The following is a 23,361-nucleotide window of genomic DNA, read 5'->3' as shown; positions in this document are numbered from 1 at the left end:
TGCGTAGGTCTGTTCAGGTCGGTTGTGGGCGGAGTCAGGCGGCGGACACCGTTCCCTGCGCCGAGCGCTGCCGCAGCGCGGCGGTGAGCACGGTGCACACCTGCTCCGCGTCCGCGTCGCTGAGCGCCAGGTGCAGAGGCAGCGTCAGCTCCGTGGAGTAGAAGGCGAAGGCGTTCGGGAAGTCGGCGATGTCGAAGCCGAGATCGCGGTAGGCGGTCAAAAGCGGCAGCGGCTTGTAGTGGACGTTGGCGGACACCCCGGCCTCGTACAGGTCCTGGATCACCTGGTTGCGCTCGGCGACTCCGGGCACCGGCAGTGTGGCGATCGCCAGGTGGCCGCTGGAGATGACGCCGTCGCCGCCGTGGTCCAGCAGCGTCACCCCGGTGCCGGCCAGTCCCTCGGCGTAGCGGGTGAGCAGCTCACGCCGACGCTCCAGGGAGTGGTCGTACCGGTCCAGCTGCGACAGCCCCAGAGCCGCCAGCGTGTCCGGGAGGTTGCACTTGTAGGCGGGGGCGATCACGTCGTACTCCCAGGAGGCGCCCCGCGACTTGGCCAGCGCGTCCTTGGTCTGCCCGTGCAGCGAATAGGTGCGCACCCAGCGCTCCAGTGCCTCCTGGTCGGTGGGCAGGCCGGAGCGCCAGGTGAGCGCCCCGCCCTCCGCCGTCGTCAGGTTCTTGACGGCGTGGAATGAGAAGGCGGTCAGGTCCGCCAGCGACCCGGCAGGATGTGAGTCCAGCGAGGCGCCCAGCGAGTGCGCGGAGTCGGAGATGATCACCGGCCGTCCCAGCGCGGCACCCAGCCCGGTGTCTGTGCGCCCGCGTCCGGCCAGCAGCTCGGCCAGCGGCCGGGAGTCGAAGGGGATACCGGCCAGGTCGACAGTGATCACCGCGCGGGTGCGCTCGGTGACGGCGGCGGCAATGCGCTCCACGCCGGGGAACGGGGAGCCGGGCTCGGAATCGACCATGACGATCTTCGCGCCGACGTGGTCAACCACCGAGGCGGAGGCGGTGTAGGTGTAAGCGGGCACCACCACCTCGTCACCCGGCCCGGCCCCGGCCACGCGCAGCGCCAGCTCCAGGGCCGCCGTGGCGGAACTGAGCGCCACCGCACCACTGGTGCCACTCACCTGCGCGATGCGCTGCTCGAAGCGGCGGCCCACGGGGCCGGAGGTGATCCAGCCCGAGCGCAGCACTTCCACGACGGCGTCGATGTCTTCCTCGGTCAGAGTAGGCGGGGAGAAGGGAATCATCGCAGTGCCTCCGCGGAGTCGGGGACCCGCAGGTCGGCCGCGGTGACGGCCTCCTCGGTCACGGCCTGCGACGCTCCGTCCAGCGGGTCCTCGCCCACCGCCCAGGCGTGCAGCTCAGCCACCGCCTGCGGGTCCTCCTCCTGCACGCGCACGTGACTGACGAGCGGGTGGAAGGGGCGCTCACCGTGCTCGGAGTGGGCAACCAGGTCCTCGGAGAGCTTCTCGCCCGGGCGCAGCCCGGTGAACTCGATGCGGACGTCCTTGCCCGACTGCGCAATCAGCCGGCGGGCGACGTCGACGATCTTCACGGGCTCACCCATGTCAAGCACCATCGTGTCACCGGGGCGACCGAAGGATCCCGCCTGCAGCACCAGCTGGCACGCCTCCGGGATGGTCATGAAGAAGCGCTCCACGTCGGGGTGGGTGACGGTGATCGGCCCACCCTCCTCGATCTGGCGCTTGAAGGTCCACAGCATGGAGCCGCGCGAGCCCAGCACATTCCCGAAGCGCACCGACACGAAGCGCCGGCCGCATCCCAGTGCCGTCGCCGTAGTCATGCGCTCGGCGAGCAGCTTGGTGCGTCCCAGCACCGAGGTGGGGTCGGCCGCCTTGTCGGTGGAGATGTTGACCAGGGTCTCAACGTCGTACTTGAGCGCCAGCTCGATCACGTTGCGCGAGCCCAGCACATTGGTCTTCCAGCCCTCCTCCGGGTACATCTCCAGCATCGGCAGGTGCTTGAGGGCAGCGGCGTGGAACACCACCTGCGGGCGGTGCTCGGCGAACACGGCCTCAAGCGCCTCCCGGTCGCGGATGTCGCACAGGACCATGTCGCGGGTGTCGAGCAGACCCTTGCCGTAGATGTCGAGCTGCACCGAGTGCAGGGCCGACTCGTCCCGGTCCAGCAGCACCAGTTCCTTGGGGCCGAAGCCGTGGATCTGGCGTGCGATCTCGGAGCCGATGGAACCGCCGGCCCCGGTAACCAGGACGGTGCGGCCGGACAGGTAGCCGGCGATCTGGGACACGTCGGTGTGGATCTCGCGGCGGCCAAGCACCTCCGCCAGGTCAATCTCCCGGATGTCGGAGATCTGCAGGGCGCGGTTGGTCAGCTGCCGGACCGGAACGATCGTCATCACGCGGATGCCGTGCTCCGCGCACCCGGTAGTGACCTGCTTGAGGCGGTCGGCGGGGAAGTCGGCGACCGCGATCACCACCGTGGCGGCGGACAGCTCGGAGCAGACGCCGATGAGGTCGTCCACGGTGCCGCGCACAGGCACACCCAGGATCCGCAGGTTGCGCTTGGCGGGGTCATCGTCGACCAGGCCCACCGGGGTGAAGGGGGAAGCGGCGTCGAACTTGGTCAGGTGAATGATCTGCTCGCCGACCCGGCCCGCGCCTACGACGACGATCGGTGCCTGATCGCGGGCCACGCGCTGGTAGTACTGGGAGGCCTGGTAGGTAGTCACCAGCCGCATGGCGAAACGCACCGTGAGCGAGGCCAGCAGCGCCAGTGCGAAGGTCGCCGCCAGCGTGAGCGTGCGCAGCGGGGTGCCGGTGGCGGCCGCCCACCCCGCGGAGAGGACCAGCATGACCAGGGCGGCGACGCCGAACTGGGCGGCGACGGCGGTGGCCTCCTCGAAGGAACCGGCCGGGTAACGGCGTCGGTAGGTCAGCAGCCACAGGTATCCCAGGGCCAGGCTCACGACGCCGGCGATGGCCGCGGCGGCCAGCAGCGTGAGAGCGGCGGGGGAGGCGAAGGCGTCGCCGTGCAATCGGCAGGCGACGAAGGCGGCCAGAAGCCAGAACAGGGTGTCGATGACGGGTAGTAACAGCGGTTGGCGTTCAGGGGATGCAGTATTCGGTCGCATGATTGGTCACATACCTCTTGGCGGTAGACCGACCCAGGGCTCAGGGCGGCACCCTCGTGACTGCGGCAACGTCGATCCTGCGTAGCGAGGTGAGTCCGGCACAGCGTCGACGTCAGGGAAGCGAAACGAGGGCCGTTAACATTTAAGACGTAAATGCGGTGGGGGTCAAACGCCAATCGTTTGACGGACGCGGTGCACACGGGCCAGCATGGGGGAGGTCATCGCAGACTGGCGCCCTGAACCCGTCTGCGCCCTGCAGCGATGACACGTGAGGAGAATCTCTGTGTCCACCGCCTCCCCGACCGGCCGCAGTCTGACCCGGGGCCTGCCCTGGGTGCTGGTCGGCAACGTCCTGTACATGCTCTCGGCGGCGCTGCTGACGCTCGTGCTGCCACGCATCATCTCCGTGGCCGACTACGGGCTGTGGCAGCTCTACCAGCTGTACGTCATGTACTTCGGCTATGTGACCTTCGGCTATACGGACGGCGTCTACCTGCGCCTGGGCGGACGCCGCTGGGCGGACATGCCCGGTTCCCGCCTGTCGGCCGGCCTGATCCGGCTGTTCCTGCTGGATCTGGCGGCCTGCGTGGGCCTGGTGGCATGGGTGTACGCGTCCGCGCCGGAGCAGCAGCGGGGACTGATCCTGGTGCTGGCGGGCGCGGGTGCGCTGTTCTACGTGCCGCGCACGCTGGTCACGGTGATCCTGCAGATCGCCGGCAGGGCACGGGCCTTCGCCCTGGGGACCGTGGTGGAGCGGATGGTGACCTTCGTCGGCGTCGGCGGCGCACTGCTGCTGGGGGTGCGCGAGGTGATTGTGTTCATCGTCTTCGACGCGCTGGGCAAGGCACTGGGGCTGGTCATCGCAGTGCTGATCGCCCGCGGGGTGTTCCTGGCCCGCCCGGACCTGAGCTGGCAGGCCACCCGCGAGTTCTTCGCCGACTGCGGGGCGGGCATGTTCGTGCTGGTGTCCAACCTGGCTGCGGCGCTGATCACCTTCGTGGTGCGCTGGGCGGTGGAGGATCACTGGGGCATCGAGATGTTCGCGCAGGTGTCCCTGGCCTTTCAGTTCACCACCATGTTCATGGTGCTGGTCAACTCGGTGTCCATCTCCGTGTACCCGCAGCTGAGCAACCTGGATCGTGCGCACTACGCCGACGCCTATGCCGCACTGCGCTCGCGGTTCGTGACGCCGCTGGTGCTGATGCTGGGCCTGTACTTCCCCCTTGCCTGGCTGCTGCGGGCGTGGCTGCCCAACTACGCGCAGGCGATCTTCTTCCTGGCGCTGCTGTTCCCCCTGAGCGTGTACGAGACCAAGAGCCGCGGGCTGTCGGTGGTGTTCTTGAAGGTCATGCGGCGGGAGCGGTTGATGGCACTGATCAACGTGGTCTGCCTGGGCCTGGCGGTCGCGGGAACCTGGTGGACGGTGTATCTGTGGGGCTCGGCGACGGCCGCCGTCTTCCTGATCGCGGTGGTCTCCGCGGCCCGCTCGATCGCCTCCGAGGTCTTGATCAACCGCCTCATCAGGGTGCCGATTCTTGCGGACACCCTCACCGAGCTGCTGGTGTGTGCAGTGTTCCTGGCGGTGGTTGCCGCCGGCGGGCCGCCGGTTGGCCTGCTTGCGGTGTACGCCACCCTGGGGCTGTACGGGTACGTGCACCGGGACGCGCTGCCCGGGGGTGGACGCCGCCGCCGGGGGCGTCACGTCGCAGAGTAGTCTGCCGAGGTCGGTTGATCTTACGTACCGAGGTCGGTTGATCTTACGTACCGAGGTCGGTTGATCTTACGTACCGAGGTCGGTTGATCTTACATACCGAGGTCGGTCGTTATGGGGTCCTTCGTGCTTGTCGGGGCAGGTGCCTTCAACCAGGGGCGTGGTGGTCGGCCCTTCCCCGATGCCCGGGCAGACAGCACATGGAGCTGCGAGCATGAGGACTGGTGGCGAGGGCGTCCCCGTCTCCGGACTCCCGGGGGCGGGTCTGCTACGCCTCATCGTCGTTGGGTACGGCGGTTCGGCGTCTGCTGAATGACCCGGAGGCCTTCAGCAGACGCCGAACCTCCGTTGCAAGCCCCTAAGTGGCGTAGCAGACGACTTCACCGTCGGACGCGGGCCCCCGATCCCTGGCTGGTTGAGCTTCGCGGGATGGTGGTCGTGTCGGTTTCCGACCCTGGGGTGCGATTCACGACCACCCGGGGTCGTACGCACATATCGGGTCACACCAAGTGGGCGACCACCGCGATTCACGACCACCCCCGGGGTCGTACGCCTCCTAACCGGCGGACAGGACGCTAGGCCGTGTTGTGTAAGTCGCTTGTGGTGGTGGGGCGGTGCCGGCGATGTGGGTGGTGGTCTGGTAGCGGATGGCGAGTTGGTCGTGTCTGGTGGCTGCGGGGCACGAGTTTGAGTGGGCTGCGTGCGCCCGCCGGAGGGGGCGAGTAGGTCTTGCGCCGCCCCTGGTTGGACCGCTTACGGCCCCGTTGGACCGCTAACGCCCCGATGGACCGCCCTAGCCACCGGTTACGGCGGTCCAACGGGGGCACAGGGGTCCAACGGGGGCACAGGGGTCCAACGGGGGGACCAGGGGTCCAACGGGGGGACAGGGGTCCAACGGGAGCACAGGGGTCCAACGGGGGGACAGGGGTCCAACTGGCAGGCTTGACGGCCACGCGCACAGACACCCGACCGCCCACCGCCACCCAAACACTCACAGAACGGGAGGCTAGCGGTACGCCTCGGCGGCCGACGGGACGGCGAGGCGCCGTCGGCGCCCACGCTGGTTGATGCCGGCCTCGCGAAGCAGTGCCGCGGCGAGGGACAGCACGGTCACGGATACCAGGGCCACGACGACGCTGGGGGTCAGCCAGGTGCTCAGGAAGCCGGAGGCGCTGCCGCGCGGCGCCCACAGGAGCGTCGGAACGATCACCAGGCGCAGGCCGTTGCGCAGCGGCTGTCCCTTCACCAGGGTGCAGGCCCAGATGCAAACCGCCCCGTAGACGATTCCGCCTACCAGCACTCCCGCGTAGCTGTAGTCGTAGAACAGCTCGGCGATGAAGGAGCTGCCGGTTCCGCGGCCGGTGAGGTACTGGGGTCCGAGCAGCGTGTAGGCGAAGGCGTGGGTGAAGGAACCGCCGTTCAGGGCGTGCTCCACGGTGTTGCCGTGGTAGACCTCGTAACCCAGCAGGCGCGCCGGAAGCCCGGAGTGCAGGAACTCGCCCGTATACCAGTCCTTCGGGATGAAGTCGGCGTAGGTGTACGCATTGCGCACAACGGTTGAGCTCACGCCCTGCCCGTAAAGCAGCTGCAGGACCGGGTTGCGGCCCTCGGTGTCGGAGGCGACCGCGCCGACGCCGCGCGCGGACTCCACCACCGTCAGGGCGACGGCGATCAGCGGGACCGCGATGGCGCCGACCATCCGGCCCGCCCTGCCGATCCGCCAGGTGCCTGACGGATCCTGCCGGGCACGCACGATCCAGTAGGCGATCATGATGACCAGGCCGCCCACGAAGGTGCCGCGTTGCCCGGTCAGCAGGCTCAGGGAGAGGTAGGCGCTCCAGCCGACGAAGGCGACCGTGACCTGGCGGCGCGGGGGGAACAGGCCCAGGTGAATCGTCAGCATGAGCGGAGCCATCACCTCGATGCGCCGCAAGCCGTACATGGAACCGGAGGCGTCCTCCAGGTCTGAGAACTCGGTGTAGTAGGACAGGTATCCGTTCGCCAGCACGTAGCGGGCACGCAGCCCCACCGAGATCAGGGACAGGATCAGCGTCACCCAGAACAGGAAGCGCACGATCGAGGGGTCGGCCAGGACACTCCCGCCGTGCCGCTCCGGGCGGCCGCCTCCGTCCCCGGCGCCTTGGCGTTCGTTCGCGGCCTGCTTCCACATGCGCCAGGTCTCCATCATGATGGCGCCCAGCACGATGCCCAGCAGGCTCAGCGTCAGGCACAGTTGCAGGTGCGTGGTCTGCCCCGGCGGAGCCTGGCTGGTCTCGTAGCGGAAGAAGTCCACGGTGATCTCGCGTCCCAGCAGCAGCAGGAAGAATGAGATCAGGAAGGCCGCCAGGATGGTGCGGCTGGACATGCGGGCGACGGCGAACAGCAACGCGTTCAGCCACAGCACCAGGATCAGCGTCCACTCGACCGACGCCTGGGTCGCCAGGGCCAGGGCGAGCACCGCAAGGTTGCACACCAGCCCCACCAGCACGTTACCGGGGCGCCTGCGGGCCGGGCGCGCTGCCCGACGACGGACCCTGCGATCCGGCCCAGCGGCGGTGGTCATGCCTGCACCTCCCGGGCGCCGTGGCGGGCCGCACCGTCCTCCAGCAGGCCCGCCAGTTCAGCTGCGAAAGCGGTGTACAGCGCGCCTGCGTCGCAGCGCTCCTCCCAGGTGCGTCGGGCGCCGGCGCGCAGCGCGGCATAGGCGGTCTCACCCAGGGAGGCGATCTCCTCGATCGCGGCCCGCACCTCCTGCGGTGTCGGATCGGCGGGGAGCAGGATTCCGTTGACCCCGGTCTGTACCAGTTCACCGGTGCCGCCGACGTCGGTGGCCACCACGGGGATCCCGGTAGACAGCGCCTCCATGATCGATACGGGCACGCCCTCGGAGGCGGAGACATTGACCAGCAGGTGGCGGGGGGAGTGCACGTACTCCTCGACCAGGTCGGCGTTGCGTACAAACCCGCGCCAGGTGAGCGTGATGTTGTTGCCCAGCTGCCGGGCAGCACGGGCCTCTAGCTGGTCGCGCAGCTCTCCCTCCCCGAAGTGGTCCCACTGGATCGGCAGCCGGGTGCCGGACAGGGCGTCAACCAGCAGGTCCAGGCGCTTGATGGGCACGATCGTCGAGCAGGAGACGATGCGCAGTCCCTGTGCGCGCGGCGGTACGGTGGCGGGGACGCCGTGGTCGGTGGTGCCCAGGCGGGAGACCACGGCCTTGCCCTCCGCCTCCGGCTGCCGCTCCAGCAGGTAGCGCAGCCCGTGGTCGGCAACCAGGTAGATGCGGTCCAGGTCGGCCACGGTCTGCCTGCGCAGCGGCAGGTAGCGGCGCGGCGAGTGCTCCTCGTACAGGTCGGCCCGGTGCGCGCGGGCGACGGAGACGGCGCGGCGGAACCTGCGGCGCAGCCGGGCGGCCATATAGGGCTGGTAGGCGAAGCGGTAGGAGTAGAAGACCACCTCGTCGTCGGGGCGTGCCCCCACCGAGTCCAGGATGCGGTCGATCTGTCCCGCCTCGTAACGGGCGCGGCTGAGGAAGATGAAGAGGGTCACTACCTGGGAGGGGGCGAGTCGACGGCGCTTGGCCAGGTCGGTCAGCTCCCGGTACAGGTTGGCGTCACCCAGCACCCGGAACGAGCCCAGCAGGTAGAACAGGCGCGAGCGGAACGGAATCGGGTGTGCGCTCATGCCCGCGGGCAGCGGCCGCACGGTGGCACGCTGATCCTCGCGCACCGACAGCGACATGATGTCCACCCGGTCGAAGCCCTTGACGTAGTCCAGCTCCGTGGTCAGGAAGGGCTCCCAGTTCCCGTAGGGGAAGGCGTTGGCCAGGATGACGAGCCGTTTCATCACGCCCCCTGCAGGTTGAAGGACACCTGTGCGGCCAGGGCGGCGGCCCGCTGCCGGCACTGCGCGAGGTCCTGGCCGCGGACCACTACCTGGCCCAGGCAGTCGTTGGAGGAGGAGAAGCCGTCCAGCTGGTCTCCCCGGCCTCGGAAGAGGGCCAGGTCCACCGCCCAGTCGGGCAGGTCGGTGGGCACGGTCACGTCGACGACGGTGCCGTGGGCGGCGGGGTCGGTGAGCATGAGCGCCAGGGCGGCGCCCGGCCAGGGTGCTCGTCCCGCCCATGCCGCGGGCACGTCCAGGTCCAGCGCCTCCCGGGCGACCAGCTCGTAGTAGTCCAGGCCGTGCACGGCGCCCATCAGCTCGGGCAGGCCGTTGGCGCCCGCCCGTCCGGTCAGCTCGATGACATACACCTGCCCGTCGCAGGCCATCAGGTCGATGTTGACCGCGCAGTTGTTCAGGCCGAGCGCGGTCACGGCGGCGCCGGTGACGGCGCGTGCCTGGGCGGCCAGATCGGCGTCCTGAAGCGGCACGTGGTGGCCGATCGGGATCGGCAGCCCGCCGTCGGCGAGGTCATCGCCGTGTACGGTGACGTGAAGGAGCTCGCCGTCGTGGACCAGCGCCTGCGCGCCGAACTCGTGCCCGTCCAGGAAGCGCTCGACGATCACCGCGCCGTGGCGGCTCAGGGACTTGGCACGATCGAAGGCGACGCGTGCCTCGTCGGGGGTGCCCACCTTGAACACGCCGGCCGAGCCCTGCAGGTCGGCGGCCTTGACCATTGCGGGCAGGCCGATTTCCGACACTGCCGCGGCCAGCTCCTCGGCGGTGGAGACCTCCTGGAAGGGAGCGGTGGACACGCCGCATTCGACCAGGCGGCGCTTCATGGCCAGCTTGTCCATGCACAGGCGGGCGGCCGCGCGGGTCAGGCCCCGCAGCCCCAGCTCGTCCACGACTGCGCCCAGCGCCTCCAGGCCCGTGTCCAGGCAGCTGGTGGCGACGGCGTCGACCCCGGCCAGGCGGGCCTGGCGGGCAACGGCGTCGGGGTCGAGAAGGTCCACGTTGATCGCCTCATCGGCCTCCTTCAGCCCCGGCGGCGGTCCGGCGGTCAGGCTGGCGACGACGGCGGTAGCGCCCAGGCGCTTGACGGCGCGAATCAGCCCGAGCTGGCCACGGCCGGCGCCGATGATCAGTACGCGCCGCCCCCGCGCGGGCAGGGAATCGGTGGCGGGCGCCTGCGCGTCCGCGGGGGACGGGAGCTTCGGGTCGACCTCGATGCGGATCAGGTCGCGGGCCCGCTCGCAGGTGGCTACGGCGGTGGCGCGGTCTGCCGCGGAGGCGACCACCACGCCCAGACGGTCCGTGCTGGAGTGCAGCGGCGTGATCTCGTCACCGGGCTCGGCGAGGGTGATGACGGCGTCGACGCCGGGCAGGGAGCGCGCCTCCTCCACCCCGTGGAAGGCGTGGAGCACGCCCTCGGGGGCGGTCAGGAAGCGAATGGCGGCGGCTCGCCCGGAGGAGGGCGGGACCTCGATCTGCTCCCCGCAGGCCTGCCGCAGCACCAGGCTGATGAAGTCAATGTCGGTTGAGCCCGGGACCACGTGGGAGGAGACGAAGTCGCCCGCCATGCGGGAGCCGAACTCGATCAGTGCCGGCCCGTTGTCGGTGAGCATCATCTCCACGTGCGCCGGCCCGAAGTGCATGCCGACTGCGGCCAGACACTGGGCGACCAGGGCGTGCGCGGCCGCCAGCGTCTCCTCATCCAGGTCGGCGGGCTGAGTGTGTCCGGTCTCGATGAAGTGGGGGCTGCCGGTGGTGTCCTTGTCGGTGGTGGCCAGGACGTGGTAGACGCCGTCCACGCACAGCACTTCGCAGCTGATCTCGCGGCCCACCAGCAGCTCCTCCACGATCACGGTCGGCTCGTGGGAGGGTGCCAGGGCGTACTCCAGGGCGCGCGGCAGGTCGGCCTCGGTGTCAACCTGTACCACGCCGCGCGAGCCGGAGGAGTCCAGCGGCTTGACGATGCAGGGCAGACCCACGTGGGCGACGGCGGAGCGCAGCTCGGCCAGGTCGGTGGCCAGGGCGAAACGCGGATGCGGCACGCCGGCGCGGGCCACGGCCTGCAGCATGAGGGCCTTGTCGGTGCAGGCGGCGGCCGTCTCGGGGGAGACGGCGGGCAGCCCGTGCGCCTGGGCGACGGCGGCGATCGCCCGTACGGGCCGGTCGGTGCCCACGGAGGTGACGCCCGCCAGCTCGCGGTCGCGGGTCAGGGCCAGCAGCCCCTCGACATCGGTGGTGGAGACGGCGGCGAACTCATCGGCCAGGGCGGCGCCGGGCACGTTCGGATCGACGTCGACCACGAGCGTACGCATGCCCAGGCGGCGGGCGGCGCGGATCATCGGCACCTGGAGGGGGGAGCCTCCCAGGATCAGTACCGGGGGCCGGTCGTCGACGGCGGCCGGGCGGTCGGCTTCGGGGGCGTGTGCGGTGGGGGATTCAGGGGCGGTCATGAGCGGGAGTCTCCTGTTGGTGGCTGGTTTCAGGGAGTCGTGTTTCGGGGGTGCGGATGGCCGCACTCCGGCTATCGGGACGCGGGCGCGGCCGGGGCCTGGGCGGAGGCGGTCTGCTCGCCGGATCCCTTGGCGTCGGAGTACACGGACTTGCCCGTGAGCACCGTCTGGATGGTCTTGAGCACGATGCGCACGTCCAGGCCGAAGGACAGGTGGTCGACGTAGTAGCAGTCGGCCGCGTAGCGCTCGGGCAGGGTGGTGGAGTTCCGGTAGAAGGCCTGGTTGTAGCCGGTGATGCCGGGGCGCACCGTCAGGCGCCGCCGCTCGTCGTCCCCCATGCGGTCCAGGGGCTTGGTGGCCAGGTTGGGGCGCGGCCCGATCAGGCTCATGGTGCCGTTGAGGACGTTGAGGAACTGGGGCACCTCATCGATCGAGGTAGCGCGCAGGACCCGCCCCACGCGGGTCACCCGGGCGTCTGCCTTGGAGGCGACCGAGGAGGAGTCGGCATTGCGAATGTCCGGCGCACCCACTGACATGGAGCGGAACTTGAAGATGCGGAATGGACGGCCCTGGCGGCCCCAGCGCTCCTGACGGTAGAAGATGGGCCCGCCGTCGTCGAGCTTGATGGCGGCGCCGACGCCGACGGTCAGCACGCCCAGGAGCGGCATGACGGCGAGGGCCGCGGTCACGTCCAGGGCCCGCTTGCCGTAGCGGGCGTACAGGGTCTGCGGATGATTCCAGGTGTTCAGGGTCGCCTGGTTTGCCATGGGTGTTCCCCTTTCAACGGCTGCACCGGAGGGCAGTGGTCAGGAGTGGTCAGGAGCGGTCGGATGTCAGGATGCGGCTCGAGCGCATGCCGGGCGGCGCGCCCGAGGCATGCGCTGAGGTAAACGGACAGGAACAGGAAGGTCAGGAACTGGCACAGCAGAAGATAACGGTCAGGAACAGGTGCGCCGCTAGCCTAGCCGCTCCGAGGGGCGCGCGCACGGCGGCGCAGTGAGAGATTATGCGCCCAGCGTGCGATCGCGGTCGATGGTTGCCGCCACGCCGTCGACGACGGCGGCCGAGAAGCCGGCCCGCTCCAGCGCCACCAGCCCGGCCACGGTGGTGCCGCCCGGGGAGGAGACGGCGTCGATCAGGTCGGCCGGGGTGCGGCCGCGGCCGCCGCCCGTCTGGGTGCTGCGTGCGGCCTCGGCCTGCACGGTCAGGGCGGAGCCGAGCACCGCCTGGGTGATGATCTCGACCGCCTGCGCCTTGGGGATGCCGGCCGCCACGCCGCCGCGGGCCAGCGCCTCGATGAACTGGAACACGAAGGCGGGGGAGGAGCCGGCCAGGGCGGTGAAGGCTGAGAAGTCCCGCTCGGCCAGAACCAGGGTGCGGCCCACGGTTCCCATCAGGGCACCGGCCGCATCCAGGTCCGCGTCGGTGGCCGCGGCGCCGGCCGTCAGGGCGGTCATGGACTGGCCCACGGCGGCCGCCATATTCGGCATGGCCCGCACCACACGGGTGCCGGCCGGCAGCATCTCGGCCAGCCGCTCGGTGGTCAGTCCCGCGGCGATCGAGAGTACGAGCGGGCGGCGGGAGGCCAGCGCGTCGGCCAGTGGCTCGAGCGCGGCCGGCACCATGTGCGGCTTGACGGCGAGCACTACCACATCACTGGCCGCTACGAGCTCGGCGGCCGCCTCCAGATGCCGTGCACCGGTGGCCTGCGCCAGGCGGGCCGCGGACTCGTGGGCGCTGGTCAGCAGCACATCGCTGGGGCTCGTGCCCGCCGCGATGGTGCCGCGCACGATCGCGCCCGCCATATTGCCCGCACCGATGAAGCCGTAGACCGTCATGCCCTCAGGGTAGATGCCTGCCCGCGCTGCTGTTTGCGGGGACAATGGAAGCATGATCCAAGTCACTGCCGCCTCATCCGCATCGTCTCCCCGCCGCGCCCTGGTGACCGGCGCCTCCACCGGCATCGGCGCAGCCACCGTCCGCCTGCTGCGCGCCCACGACTGGGAGGTGGTCGCCACCGCCCGGCGCGGTGACCGCCTGGCCGCCCTGAGTGAGGAGACCGGCTGCGCCTGGGTCGCCGCCGACCTGCAGCAGCCCGCCGATGTTGACCGCCTGGCGGCGCAGGTGAAGGCCGCAGGCCCGCTGGACGCCATTGTCAACAATGCCGGCGGCGCGCTGGGTGCGGACCCGGTGGCCGAGGGCAGCGTCGAGGAGTGGACCACCATGTACGAGCGCAATGTCCTGGCGGCGCTGCGCGTCACCCAGGCGTTCCTGCCGGAACTGCGCCGGCGGGGCGGTGACCTGGTGTTCCTGACCTCCACCGCCGCGCACGACACCTACCCCGGGGGCGGGGGCTACGTGGCCGCCAAGCACGCCGAGCGGGTCATCGCCAACACCCTGCGCCTGGAACTGGTCGGCGAGCCCGTGCGCGTCATTGAGATCGCCCCCGGGAATGGTGGCCACCGCCGAGTTCTCCCTGAACCGCTACCACGGGGACCGGGAGCGGGCGGCCGCGGTCTACGCGGGCGTCGCCGCGCCGCTCGTGGCGGCGGATGTCGCCGAGTGCATCGTGTGGGCGCTGGAGCGGCCCGCACACGTAAACATCGACTCGCTGATCGTGCGTCCCCGCGCCCAGGCCTCCAACACGGTGGTGGCCCGCGACTGATGCGGGAGCGGCGCGCACACAGCCTCGCCACAGCCCGGGTATGTGAGGGCCTCAGCCGCGGTTCGTAGCCTGATTCCCACCCCGACGCTACGGGGGTCACTACGTACCGAGAGGACTCACATGACCGAGCCCAGGCCCGACGACTTCGACGTCACCGCCCGCATCCCCACCCCCGACGCCTCCACGCAGCACCCGACGTCGGCCGATGGGGCCGACGCGGGCCTGACGAACGACGTCGCTCCCGCACGGACTAAGCGGCACCGTCCCTGGTACCGGCGCACCTGGGTCGCCGTCGTCGCCGTGGTCGTTCTCGCTGCGGGAGCCTTCGGTGCGGGCTGGGGCATGAACGAGCTGCTCTCGCCCGACCAGGCCCCGGCCGGCAGCGAGCGCAGCGGCTTCGACCCGCGGCAGGGCGGGCCGGGTAATGGCCAGATGCCGGATGACGGGCAGATGCCGGGCGACGGGCAGATGCCCGGTGGCCGGGGTGAGCAGGGCGGCGGTGCCGGACGCACCACGCCCAACGACGACGCCACCGGCGGCTCCGACGACGACGCCACCTTAGAGGGTGGTGGCAGCGCCGGCGTGCTGCAGAACGGCTCCACTTCGGCCTGAGTCGGCGTCTTGTGCGCGGCCTGGCGCCGAGCAGCGCGTGCTGGCGGCTTGCAGGGGTTGAGCGCCTGCAAGCCGCCAGCACACCTGTATGACGCAGGTGCTCGCGCTCGCGGGGCCGGCGGTGGTGTGGCGGCTCCGCGGCTGGTCGTGGCAGGGGCCGGGAGCGGCGTGTCGGGGTGTGCGTCACACTCAGGGTGGCGGGCTTGCGCGACGTGAATCCAGGGTGTCTACTTGTATATACAAGTTGCCGCATGGGAGCGGCAGCGTGACTGACCCCGGAGCATCGCATGAGCTTTCACGACGCCGTCGTCTACCAGGTCTATCCGAAGTCCTTCAAGGACACCACCGGTGATGGTGTCGGGGACCTGCGCGGCATCATCGAGAAGGTGCCCTACATCGCCTCCCTGGGCGTGGACTACGTCTGGCTCAACCCGTTCTATCCCTCGCCGGGCCGTGACAACGGCTATGACGTGGCCGACTACTGCGCGGTGGACCCGGCGATGGGCACCATGGAGGACTTCGACGAGCTGGTCGCCGCCCTGGCCGAGCACGGCATCAGCCCCATGCTGGACATGGTGCTCAACCACGTGTCCACCGAGCACGAGTGGTTCCAGCGGGCCCTGGCCGGCGAGCAGCGCTACCGGGACTACTTCTACCTCCGTCCGGCCCGTGGCGACGGCCCGGCGGGGCAGCCGATCCTGCCCACCAACTGGGTCTCCAAGTTCGGTGGTCCCGCCTGGGCGCCCTTCGGGCCCGTGGACGACTCCGGCCGCCCGCGGGGAGGGGAGTACTACCTGCACCTGTTCGACCCCGGCCAGGCCGACCTGGACTGGCACAACCCCGAGGTGCGCGCCCGGGCGGCTGAGGTCATCAACTTCTGGCGGTCCCACGGCGTGCGGGCCTTCCGCTTCGACGTGATCAACCTGATCGGCAAGACCGAGCCGCTGGCGGACGCGCCCGCCGGGACCGATGACCGCCTCGTCTACACCGACGGGCCGCTCGTGCACGACTACCTGCAAGAACTGTGCCGGGCCAGCTTCGGTCAGGACCCGGACTCGGTGACCGTGGGGGAGATGTCCTCCACCTCCATCGCCGCGTGCGTGGACTACACCAACCCCGCGCGGCGGGAGCTGTCGATGGTGTTCAACTTCCACCACCTCAAGGTCGACTACGCCGGGGGCCAGAAGTGGACCCTGGCAGATCCGGACATCCCCGCTCTCAAGCGCATCCTCAACGACTGGGCCGCCGGCCTCCAGGCCGGCGGCGGCTGGAACGCCCTGTTCTGGAACAACCACGACCAGCCCCGCGCCATCAACCGCTTCGGCGACCCGGACCGCTACCACTACGAGTCCGCGACCATGCTCGCCACCGCCATCCACCTGCTGCGCGGCACCCCCTACATCTACATGGGGGAGGAGATCGGGATGACCGATCCGGACTACACCAGTATCGAGGACTACGCGGACGTCGAGGCCCTGGGCGCCTTCGCCGAGCTCGTGGCCGCCGGGCGCAGCGAGGCGGAGGCCTTCAGCATCGTCCACGCCAAGGCGCGCGACAACGCCCGCACCCCCATGCAGTGGGACGCCAGCGCCGGGGCCGGCTTCACCCGCGGTACCCCGTGGCTGCAACCCACCAACGCCGCGCGGATCAACGTTGCGGCCGAGGAGGCGGGAGGCCGCATCCTGCCCTACTACCGCCGCCTGGTGGAGCTGCGCAAGACGGAGCCGGTGATCTCCGAGGGGGATTACGCCCCCTGGGAGCTCGACAGCCCCGACGTATTCGCCTACATCCGCACCCTGCCCGCATCCGGGGTCGGCGCCCGCACCGAGCCCGGGCGCCCCGGCGACGACGGCGCCACCCGCCTGCTCGTCATCAACAGCTTCCGTGGTCACCCGACCACGGTCGAGGTTCCCGGTGAATTCCTCACCGGAGAAGTGCTCATCGGGAACTACCCCGCACGGCCACTCAGCCCCGTCATGACTCTGTCTCCGTACGAGGCGCTGGCCATCATCATTCGCACAACGACCAGGCTCTGAGAGGAGCTCTTCGCATGTCACCAACACCTGCTGCGGATGCGGCGCTGGTAGCGCCCGTGTCCGGCAACATTATCGCCCTCGCCGACGTACCCGATCCGGTCTTCTCCTCCGGGGCCCTCGGAGCGGGTTTTGGCGTGGCCCCAACCTCCGGCGACGTGGTAGCGCCGGTCTCCGGCACCATCACCATGGTGGCTGAGACCGGCCACGCCGTAGGCTTCGCCACCCCCGAGGGGCTGGAGGTGCTCCTGCACCTGGGTGTCGACACCGTCGAGTTGGCGGGGCGACCCTTCCGGCTGACCGCCGCCGTCGGCCAGGAGGTCCGCGCCGGCCAGTCCCTGGGCGCCATGGACCTGGTCGCCATCACCGCCGCCGGCAAGGACACCACCACCATCGTGGCCGTGACCAACTCCGCCAAGACCCTCGCCGAGCTGCGGGTCACCCAGGGGCAGGCGCAGGCCGGCGCGGGCGTGGCCACCGCCGTCCTGAGCACTGGCTCCGCGGCTGCCGCCGGCTCCGCCGCGCCTGCGGCCGCTGGCGGCCTGACCGGCTTCGACGCCACCGCCCGCGACATCATCGCCGGGGTGGGCGGGGCGGACAACATCCGCTCCGTCATCCACTGCATCACCCGGGTGCGCTTCTACCTGAAGGACGAGTCGCTGGCCGACGACGCCGCGGTCACCGCCACCGAGGGCGTCATCGACGTCGCCCGTGCGGGTGGCCAGTACCAGGTGGTCATCGGCGCCACCGTAGGCGACGTCTACGACGCCGTCGTCAAGCAGGTGCCCCGCCTGGCCGCGGGAGGCGACGACGCGGAGGCGGCCCCGGCAGCACCGCGGCCCACCACGCCCATCGGCTGGGTGAAGTACGGCTTCTCCTCCCTGATCGGCGTGATCACCGGCTCCATGATCCCCGTGATCGGCGTGCTGGCCGCCTCCGGGATCCTCAAGGGGATCCTGGCGCTGCTCACCCAGTTCGAAGTCGTGGACACCGGCACCCCCACCTACACCTTCATCGACGCCATGGCGTCGTCGATGTTCTACTTCCTGCCCATCATCATCGGCTTCACCTCGGCCCGCAGGCTCGGCGCGGACCCGATCATCGTCGCCATTATCGGCGGCGTGCTCACCTTCCCGTCCGTGGTCTCCATGGCCAACTCCTCCGCCGAGGACTACCACGTGATCGCCCGGATCGGGCGGACGGTCTTCAACTCCGACTTCTTCGGCATCCCCGTGTCCCTACCCGAGGGCAACGCCTACGCCTACTCGATCTTCCCGATCATCGTGGCAGCCTGGCTGGCATCCAAGATCGAGCCCTTGCTGAAGCGGTGGATCCCGGCGGTGGTGCGCTCCATCTTCGCCCCGCTGCTGGAGATCTTCATCGTCTCCACCCTGGTGCTGGTGGTATTCGGCCCGATCGTCATGACGATCTCCGGTGGTATCGCCCAGGGCGTCAGCTGGGTGCTGAACCTTTCGTACCCGGTGGCCGGGCTCCTCATCGGCGGCTTCTACCAGTGCCTGGTCATCTTCGGACTGCACTGGGCGGTCATCCCGATCATCTCCCAGCAGATCGCCGACCCCGGCTACTCACCGCTCAACGCGATCGTCTCCGCCTCCATGATCGCCCAGGGCGGCGGCGCGCTGGCCCTGTGGGTGAAGGCCAAGAGCCCCCGCATCAAGCAGCTGGCCGGCCCGGCCACCATCTCCGCCCTGTGCGGGGTGACCGAGCCCGCCATGTACGGCCTCAACCTCAAGTACGGGCGCGTGTTCATCACCGCCTCCGTCGGTGGCGCCGTGGGCGGTCTGCTCACAGGCCTGTTCGACGTCAACATGTGGGGCTTCACCGGCGCCTTCGTGGGCTTCCCGTCCTTCGTCAACCCCGCGGGCCTTGACGGATCCTTCACCGGCTTCTGGATCGCCTCGCTTGTGACCCTGGCCGTTTCCTTCCTGGCCACCTACTTCTTCGGCTTCAAGGAGTCCGACTTCGAGACCGAGCGCACGGTGGAGAAGGTACGGCTGGGCAACCGCGAACCGGTGGTCCGCTGAGGGCTCCGGAGACCTATCTCCCGGACCGGCCCGGTCGGAGCGCAGGTGAGTAACCGCTCCGGCCGGGCCGGTCCGTCAGTATTGTCACCGGTGGGAGGGTAGGCGCTGGGCCGCTGAGACGAAGCCGAAAATCCCCGGCACGTGGTGTGAGCGGGTGTACTCGAACGGCACCCCGGACGCGTCGAAGCCGAGGGACTCCATCACGCCCACGCAGTCCAGACCGCCCAGGTCCAGATGACGGCGGTCCAGCTCGTCGGCGGCCTCAACGGTGACCATGCGCGAGGCGGTGGTGATCTGCACCCCCAGCTCCTTCTCCAGGTAGGCATAGATGGATGTCTCCGCGGCGTCCCGGGGAACATCGGGCACGACCGAGCGCAGGAAGCGGTTGTGGTCGATGATGGCGGGCCGATCGTTCAGCAGGCGCAGCCGACGCAGGTACAGCACCTGTGCACCCGCAACCAGCCCCGAGGCCTCGGCGGCAGACTCCGAGATGGTCTCGACGGTGGAGGAGAGCAGCACGGTGCGCACAGTGGTGCCGATGCGGCGACCGGCCTCGGCCAGGGACTCGATGCCCGACACGAAGAACAGGGAGGCCGAGCGCGGCCGGTAGATCACCTGGATGCCCTTGCCGTGAATGGGCTGAACATAGCCCTGCGAGCCCAGATACTGCATGGCCTTGCGCACCGTTGGACGGGTGGTGCCGAACTCGGCGCTCAGTTGGTTCTCGCTGGGCAGGAATGCACGGAAGGGATAGGTCCCGTCCTCGATCCGGCTGCGCAGGAACGCGTAGATCTCCTGGTACTTCGGCACGTTCGCGTGCTCGCGTCGGCGAGGTGGCTGAGTGGCGGCCACGGCGTGATCTCCTCGGTTGTGGTCTGGATGGCGTGGGGAGCCAGATGCCGTAAGCCTATGTGCCCGCCCCGTTTTGCCGACGGCTGCCGATCTCCTCCCGGTAGCGCCTTGCGACCACGCGGGCCACCGCCGGGTGAGCGCCGATGGGCGCGGCGACGAGGCTCGCCTCGCTGCGGTGCAAGGCGCGGGAGAACTTCCCCTCGGCGAGCAGATACGGGGCCACCGCGATCCTGCGCGCGCCCTCCCGGCGCCAGGAGGACACCGCCTCCTGGGCCGTGGGAGCGGTCTTGGCCAGGTAGGCGGGCCGGACGGGAAGGCCGAGCTCCCGCGCCAGCAGCGCCGCCGCCTGCTCGGTTTCCCGCACGGGCCGACTCCTGAACGATCCGGAGCCGGCCAGCACCACGCCGTCCAGGTCGGTGACGGCCGTGCCGGCCTGCGCCGCTGCCTGCCGGAGGCGGTCTGCCACCACCTTGACAATCGTCGGCTCGGGGCCGAGATGCCTCGTGGCGCTGCCGGAACCGTGCTCGGCGAGCAGGCCGGGCAGGTCATGCAGGACGTGGAAGCCCCCGCCCAGGAAGAAGGGGACCACGACGGGATCGTGCAGCCCAGAGAAGGCCTCCCGCGCCGTCGGGTTCTGGAACTCCACGAAGCCGTGGCGCACGACGACTCCGGGCAGGAGACCGACCACTTGCGCACTGACCCGTTCGAGGACCGGCAGCGCGCCGGGCGCGCGGGTGCCGTGCGCCAAAACCACCAGGGGACGTGTCCTCATGCGGTCTGCACCTCCGCGGCGACGGCGGTGCGGCGGGGGCGGTATCCCGTGATGTCGATGAGCGGCGGCGCCGCAGCCGGCGCCGACAGCGTCCACGCGGTCGCGTCCGTCCTCAAGGCGGGGTGAACAAGTGCGAGCATGATGATCCTTCAGGGCTGCCGGGGTGTCGCCGGGCGCATCAGGCGGGGACGACCCGCGTGTTCCATGCGGGGCTGACGGTGACGACGTCGCCGATGACAACGACCGCCGGAGCGGTGACGCCGACCTCGGCGGCGACGTCGGGCAGGCATCGCAGCACGGTGGTGGTAACTCGCTGCTCGGGTAGGAAGCCGCGTTCGACAATGGCGGCCGGGGTGTCGGGGTCGGCCCCCGCCCGCAGGAGGATCGTCGCCGAGCGACGCAGGTGCGCCACACCCATGAGGAGGATCAGCGTGTGGTCGCGCCGCGCCGGCACCGTGGAGATCAGCTCCTCGTGGGCGGTGACCACGGAGAAGCCGCGGGCCAGTCCCCGGTGGGTAACCGGGATGCCGGCGGCGGCCGGCACGGCGACGGCCGAGGTGATCCCGGGGACCACCTCAAAGGCGACGCCGGCCGCCCGGCAGGCAGCAGCCTCCTCACCGCCGCGGCCCAGCACATACGGGTCGCCGCCCTTCAGGCGCGCCACGCGTTGCCCGGTGCGGGCCCGCTCCACCAGCACGGCATTGATCTGCTCCTGCGGCAGCAGGTGATGACCCGGGCGTTTGCCCACGTCGATCACCTCCGTGCCGGGGGCGGTGGCCTCCAGCAGTTGGCGCGGGGCGAGCCGATCGATGACGACGACGTCGGACCGACGCAGCAGGCCCAGCCCGCGCACCGTGAGCAGCCCCGGGGCCCCTGGCCCGCATCCGATGAGTGCCACCCACCCGGTGCCGGGACGGTCGGTATCCGGGACTCGTTCAACACCCGGCGCCGGCTGTCCGGCAGTGGTAGCGGCGAGTGTCCACTCGTCGGCCGGGGGAGCGACGCCGTCGGTGGTCATATCAGCTCCTCCTGCGGTGCCCGCTGCGCCCACTGGGCGAAGGACTCTCCTCCGGTGCGCCCGGCGGCATAGCGGCGCACGACGCGCTCGATGTAGTCGGTCAGGTCGGTGGCGGCCACCTTCAGGCCGCGCACGGTGCGTCCCAGCTCGGCCTGCTCATGGCCGGCGGAGGCCAGGCCGCCTCCCAGGTGCACCTGGAAGCCCGGTACCTGCTGGCCGTCGACGGTGACGATCTGCCCCTTGAGGCCGAAGTCGGCGATCTGGATCCGGGCGCAGGAGTTGGGGCAGCCGTTGACGCTGATGGAGATCCGCCGCTCCAGGTGGAGGTCCGCCAGACGGGCGTCGAGCTCGGCGGCGACCTGCGCGGCCAGGGACTTGGTCTCCACGATCGCGAACTTGCAGAACTCCAGGCCGGTGCAGGCCAGCAGCGAGCGCGTGAACGGCCCCGGATCCGGTTCGATGCCGAGCTCCCGCAGGCCGGCCACGGCCTCCTCCACGCGCCGGGCGGGCACGTCCAGCAGCAGGATGTTCTGCAGCGGGGTTGTGCGCACCCGGTCCGAGCCGACCGCCTCGGCGAGGTCCGCCAGGCCCAGCATGGTGTCGCCGGAGAGACGGCCGACCGGCGGTTTGCCGCCGATCCAGTAGCGTCCGTCCTGCTGCCGATGGACGCCGATGTGGTCGGCCTCGCCCGTGGGCGGTGCGGGGGCGGGACCGTCGGCCAGCGCGTAGCCCAGGTACTCCTCCTGCAGGACGCGGCGGAACCTCTCCGGGCCCCACTCGGCCATGAGGAACTTCAGGCGGGCCTTGTTGCGCAGGCGCCGGTAGCCGTAGTCGCGGAAGAGCCGGATGGCAGCCCACCACACGTCGCTGACCTGGTCGGGCCGCACGAACGCACCCAGGCGCTGCCCGAGGAAGGGCGCGGTCGACAGGGCGCCCGCCATCCACAGGTCGTAGCCGGGGCCGAGCTCGGGATGCTGCACGCCCACATAGGCGATGTCGTTGATCTCGTGGAGGATGTCCAGCGTGGGGGAGCCGGTGAAGGCCGTTTTGAACTTGCGGGGCAGGTTGGCGATGTCGGGGTTGCCGAGGAAGGTGCCCCGGATCTGGGCGGCGGCTTCGGACGGGTCGATGATCTCGTCGGGGTCGATCCCCGCCACGGGGGAGACGAGGAAGCCGCGCGGAGTGTCGCCGCAGGCCTCAATGGTGGTCAGACCGACCTCCTCCAGGCGGCGCCACAGCTCGGGCACGGACTCGATCTCGATCCAGTGCATCTGGAGGTTCTGCCGGTCGGTGACGTCCAGGGTGCCGCGGGCGAACTCGTTCGACGCCCGGCCGAGGACGCGCATCTGCTTGACGGACAGGGACTGGCCGTCCATGCGCACCCGCTGCATGAAGTAGCGGTCGGACAGCTCGGCGGGGCTGAGCTGGGCGGTGCGGCCCCCGTCAATACCCTGCTTGCGCTGCGTGTACAGGCCCCACCAGCGCAAGCGTGTGTGGAGGTCGTCGTCCGGGATCGCGTCGAAGCCGGCGGCGGCGTAGGTGGAGACGATGCGGTCGTGCGCGCCAAGCGGATCGCCGTCCTGCTTGACGACCTCGTTGGGGTTCAGGGGCTTGCGGCCGTCGATGCGCCACTGGCCATTGGAACGGCCGGCGCGCGGCGGGCGAATGGTGCGGCCTGCGCCGACATCGTTTGTGGACGGGGTCTCGATCGGGCTCATGTCTCCTCCAGGCTGGCGGTGCATGAGCGTCCGGAGTCATCGGGGCGGGGACTCGATCCGGATCGGTGCTGTCAGCTGCTGCCGGTCGGTGACCGGTATGTTGCCGCTCGGCTCCGGACGCCTCAGTGCGCCGGATTCCGTGTGCGGCGGGGGCCGCGATGGTCAGGCGCTCAGCGGGCCTGACAGCACATGACTCGGGTGGAGCGCAACCACGCCCCGCGGAAGTCCGCGGCGGCGAGCAGGGGGTGCGCTTCGGTCATGCGCGGAACTTTAAGGATGCGGCCGCGGGAAGCACAACACCACGGCCGGATCGTGAGACGACGTCATGTCATGCGGTGGGACCGAGCTCATAGACGGCCTGGGCCTGTTGTGTGAGTCGTTTGTGGTGGCGGGGCGGCGCTGGTGCAGTGGGTGGTGGCCTGGTAGTCGGCGATGTGGGTGGTGGTCTGGTAGCGGATGGCGAGTTGGTCGTGTCTG

General features: G+C 70.2%; 16 protein-coding genes and 1 pseudogene. 5 read left to right on the top strand and 12 right to left on the bottom strand.

Going from position 1 to position 23,361, the window contains the following annotated elements:
• Window positions 1-34 precede the first annotated feature (34 nt).
• On the bottom strand, window positions 35-1,249 hold the full coding sequence (locus tag E4J16_RS08980; RefSeq protein ID WP_136313801.1) for a DegT/DnrJ/EryC1/StrS family aminotransferase: 1,215 nt from the start codon (window positions 1,247-1,249) through the stop codon (window positions 35-37).
• Window positions 1,246-3,114 (bottom strand): polysaccharide biosynthesis protein, encoded by a 1,869-nt coding sequence (locus tag E4J16_RS08975; RefSeq protein WP_136192318.1) that lies wholly within the window; start codon window positions 3,112-3,114, stop codon window positions 1,246-1,248. Before E4J16_RS08975 ends, E4J16_RS08980 begins: the two co-directional genes overlap by 4 nt.
• 283 nt (window positions 3,115-3,397) lie before the next feature.
• Here E4J16_RS08975 and E4J16_RS08970 point away from each other — a divergent pair, with 283 nt between their 5' ends.
• Complete coding sequence (locus tag E4J16_RS08970; protein WP_136313800.1) at window positions 3,398-4,828, top strand: lipopolysaccharide biosynthesis protein; 1,431 nt, start codon at window positions 3,398-3,400, stop codon at window positions 4,826-4,828.
• A gap of 1,003 nt (window positions 4,829-5,831) precedes the next feature.
• On the opposite strand, the gene E4J16_RS08965 is transcribed toward E4J16_RS08970, so the two are convergent.
• The 5 genes from E4J16_RS08965 to proC all read right to left on the bottom strand — a co-directional run bounded on the left by E4J16_RS08965 (window position 5,832) and on the right by proC (window position 13,007).
• Window positions 5,832-7,388 carry an O-antigen polysaccharide polymerase Wzy family protein gene (locus E4J16_RS08965; protein WP_136313799.1) on the bottom strand — a complete coding sequence of 519 codons (1,557 nt, stop codon included), beginning with the start codon at window positions 7,386-7,388 and terminating at the stop codon, window positions 5,832-5,834.
• Window positions 7,385-8,668 (bottom strand): glycosyltransferase, encoded by a 1,284-nt coding sequence (locus E4J16_RS08960; RefSeq protein ID WP_136313798.1) that lies wholly within the window; start codon window positions 8,666-8,668, stop codon window positions 7,385-7,387. Before E4J16_RS08960 ends, E4J16_RS08965 begins: the two co-directional genes overlap by 4 nt.
• Window positions 8,668-11,169 (bottom strand): ATP-grasp domain-containing protein, encoded by a 2,502-nt coding sequence (locus E4J16_RS08955; RefSeq protein WP_136313797.1) that lies wholly within the window; start codon window positions 11,167-11,169, stop codon window positions 8,668-8,670. Before E4J16_RS08955 ends, E4J16_RS08960 begins: the two co-directional genes overlap by 1 nt.
• A 71-nt stretch (window positions 11,170-11,240) precedes the next feature.
• Window positions 11,241-11,936, bottom strand: a complete 696-nt coding sequence (locus E4J16_RS08950) for a sugar transferase (protein ID WP_204519775.1) — start codon at window positions 11,934-11,936, stop codon at window positions 11,241-11,243.
• A gap of 237 nt (window positions 11,937-12,173) precedes the next feature.
• The gene (gene proC / locus E4J16_RS08945; protein WP_136313796.1) at window positions 12,174-13,007 is read right to left on the bottom strand and encodes a pyrroline-5-carboxylate reductase; all 834 of its coding nucleotides are present in this window, start codon (window positions 13,005-13,007) and stop codon (window positions 12,174-12,176) included.
• A 52-nt stretch (window positions 13,008-13,059) separates the two neighbouring features.
• Between proC and E4J16_RS08940 the strand changes: the two are divergent.
• From E4J16_RS08940 to E4J16_RS08925, 4 genes and pseudogenes are all read left to right on the top strand, one after another.
• Window positions 13,060-13,834, top strand: a pseudogene (locus E4J16_RS08940) (SDR family oxidoreductase).
• Window positions 13,835-13,954: 120 nt separating this feature from the next.
• Window positions 13,955-14,446, top strand: coding sequence for a hypothetical protein (locus E4J16_RS08935; protein ID WP_136313795.1), 492 nt, complete (start codon window positions 13,955-13,957; stop codon window positions 14,444-14,446).
• 287 nt (window positions 14,447-14,733) lie between these two features.
• Complete coding sequence (locus E4J16_RS08930) at window positions 14,734-16,482, top strand: alpha,alpha-phosphotrehalase (protein WP_136313794.1); 1,749 nt, start codon at window positions 14,734-14,736, stop codon at window positions 16,480-16,482.
• A gap of 14 nt (window positions 16,483-16,496) precedes the next feature.
• Window positions 16,497-18,524: a PTS sugar transporter subunit IIABC gene (locus tag E4J16_RS08925; protein WP_136313793.1), complete on the top strand. Its 2,028-nt coding sequence runs from the start codon at window positions 16,497-16,499 to the stop codon at window positions 18,522-18,524.
• A gap of 84 nt (window positions 18,525-18,608) precedes the next feature.
• On the opposite strand, the gene E4J16_RS08920 is transcribed toward E4J16_RS08925, so the two are convergent.
• Genes E4J16_RS08920 through E4J16_RS08905 form a run of 5 tightly spaced genes read right to left on the bottom strand, consistent with a single transcriptional unit; the run spans window position 18,609 to window position 22,884 of the window.
• Entirely contained in the window at window positions 18,609-19,376 is a 768-nt protein-coding gene (locus E4J16_RS08920) for a UTRA domain-containing protein (RefSeq protein WP_240038092.1), read from the bottom strand.
• A gap of 55 nt (window positions 19,377-19,431) precedes the next feature.
• A complete protein-coding gene (locus E4J16_RS08915) occupies window positions 19,432-20,148 on the bottom strand; it encodes a sirohydrochlorin chelatase (protein WP_136192308.1) in 717 nt (238 codons plus the stop codon).
• Complete coding sequence (locus E4J16_RS15105) at window positions 20,145-20,288, bottom strand: hypothetical protein (RefSeq protein WP_168709479.1); 144 nt, start codon at window positions 20,286-20,288, stop codon at window positions 20,145-20,147. The genes E4J16_RS08915 and E4J16_RS15105 overlap by 4 nt, the downstream gene beginning before the upstream one ends.
• Before the next feature lie 38 nt (window positions 20,289-20,326).
• Window positions 20,327-21,166 carry a uroporphyrinogen-III C-methyltransferase gene (cobA, locus tag E4J16_RS08910; protein ID WP_136192307.1) on the bottom strand — a complete coding sequence of 280 codons (840 nt, stop codon included), beginning with the start codon at window positions 21,164-21,166 and terminating at the stop codon, window positions 20,327-20,329.
• Window positions 21,163-22,884 carry a nitrite/sulfite reductase gene (locus E4J16_RS08905; protein WP_204519774.1) on the bottom strand — a complete coding sequence of 574 codons (1,722 nt, stop codon included), beginning with the start codon at window positions 22,882-22,884 and terminating at the stop codon, window positions 21,163-21,165. Before E4J16_RS08905 ends, cobA begins: the two co-directional genes overlap by 4 nt.
• Window positions 22,885-23,361: the final 477 nt, after the last annotated feature.

The organism is Actinomyces procaprae (assembly GCF_004798665.1).
In the GTDB taxonomy this organism is placed as follows: domain Bacteria; phylum Actinomycetota; class Actinomycetes; order Actinomycetales; family Actinomycetaceae; genus Actinomyces; species Actinomyces procaprae.
The sequence above is the reverse complement of the archived record's forward strand: the minus strand, read 5'-3'. Positions and strand labels throughout refer to the sequence as shown.

What these genes read in the sequence shown, in the direction of transcription:
- E4J16_RS08980 (WP_136313801.1), bottom strand. Translation starts at nt 1,249, where the DNA reads ATGATTCCCTTCTCCCCGCCTACTCTGACCGAGGAAGACATCGACGCC.
- cobA (WP_136192307.1), bottom strand. Translation starts at nt 21,166, where the DNA reads ATGACCACCGACGGCGTCGCTCCCCCGGCCGACGAGTGGACACTCGCC.
- E4J16_RS08955 (WP_136313797.1), bottom strand. Translation starts at nt 11,169, where the DNA reads ATGACCGCCCCTGAATCCCCCACCGCACACGCCCCCGAAGCCGACCGC.
- E4J16_RS08935 (WP_136313795.1), top strand. Translation starts at nt 13,955, where the DNA reads ATGACCGAGCCCAGGCCCGACGACTTCGACGTCACCGCCCGCATCCCC.
- E4J16_RS08965 (WP_136313799.1), bottom strand. Translation starts at nt 7,388, where the DNA reads ATGACCACCGCCGCTGGGCCGGATCGCAGGGTCCGTCGTCGGGCAGCG.
- E4J16_RS15105 (WP_168709479.1), bottom strand. Translation starts at nt 20,288, where the DNA reads ATGCTCGCACTTGTTCACCCCGCCTTGAGGACGGACGCGACCGCGTGG.
- E4J16_RS08975 (WP_136192318.1), bottom strand. Translation starts at nt 3,114, where the DNA reads ATGCGACCGAATACTGCATCCCCTGAACGCCAACCGCTGTTACTACCC.
- E4J16_RS08915 (WP_136192308.1), bottom strand. Translation starts at nt 20,148, where the DNA reads ATGAGGACACGTCCCCTGGTGGTTTTGGCGCACGGCACCCGCGCGCCC.
- proC (WP_136313796.1), bottom strand. Translation starts at nt 13,007, where the DNA reads ATGACGGTCTACGGCTTCATCGGTGCGGGCAATATGGCGGGCGCGATC.
- E4J16_RS08950 (WP_204519775.1), bottom strand. Translation starts at nt 11,936, where the DNA reads ATGGCAAACCAGGCGACCCTGAACACCTGGAATCATCCGCAGACCCTG.
- E4J16_RS08925 (WP_136313793.1), top strand. Translation starts at nt 16,497, where the DNA reads ATGTCACCAACACCTGCTGCGGATGCGGCGCTGGTAGCGCCCGTGTCC.
- E4J16_RS08960 (WP_136313798.1), bottom strand. Translation starts at nt 8,668, where the DNA reads ATGAAACGGCTCGTCATCCTGGCCAACGCCTTCCCCTACGGGAACTGG.
- E4J16_RS08930 (WP_136313794.1), top strand. Translation starts at nt 14,734, where the DNA reads ATGAGCTTTCACGACGCCGTCGTCTACCAGGTCTATCCGAAGTCCTTC.
- E4J16_RS08905 (WP_204519774.1), bottom strand. Translation starts at nt 22,884, where the DNA reads ATGAGCCCGATCGAGACCCCGTCCACAAACGATGTCGGCGCAGGCCGC.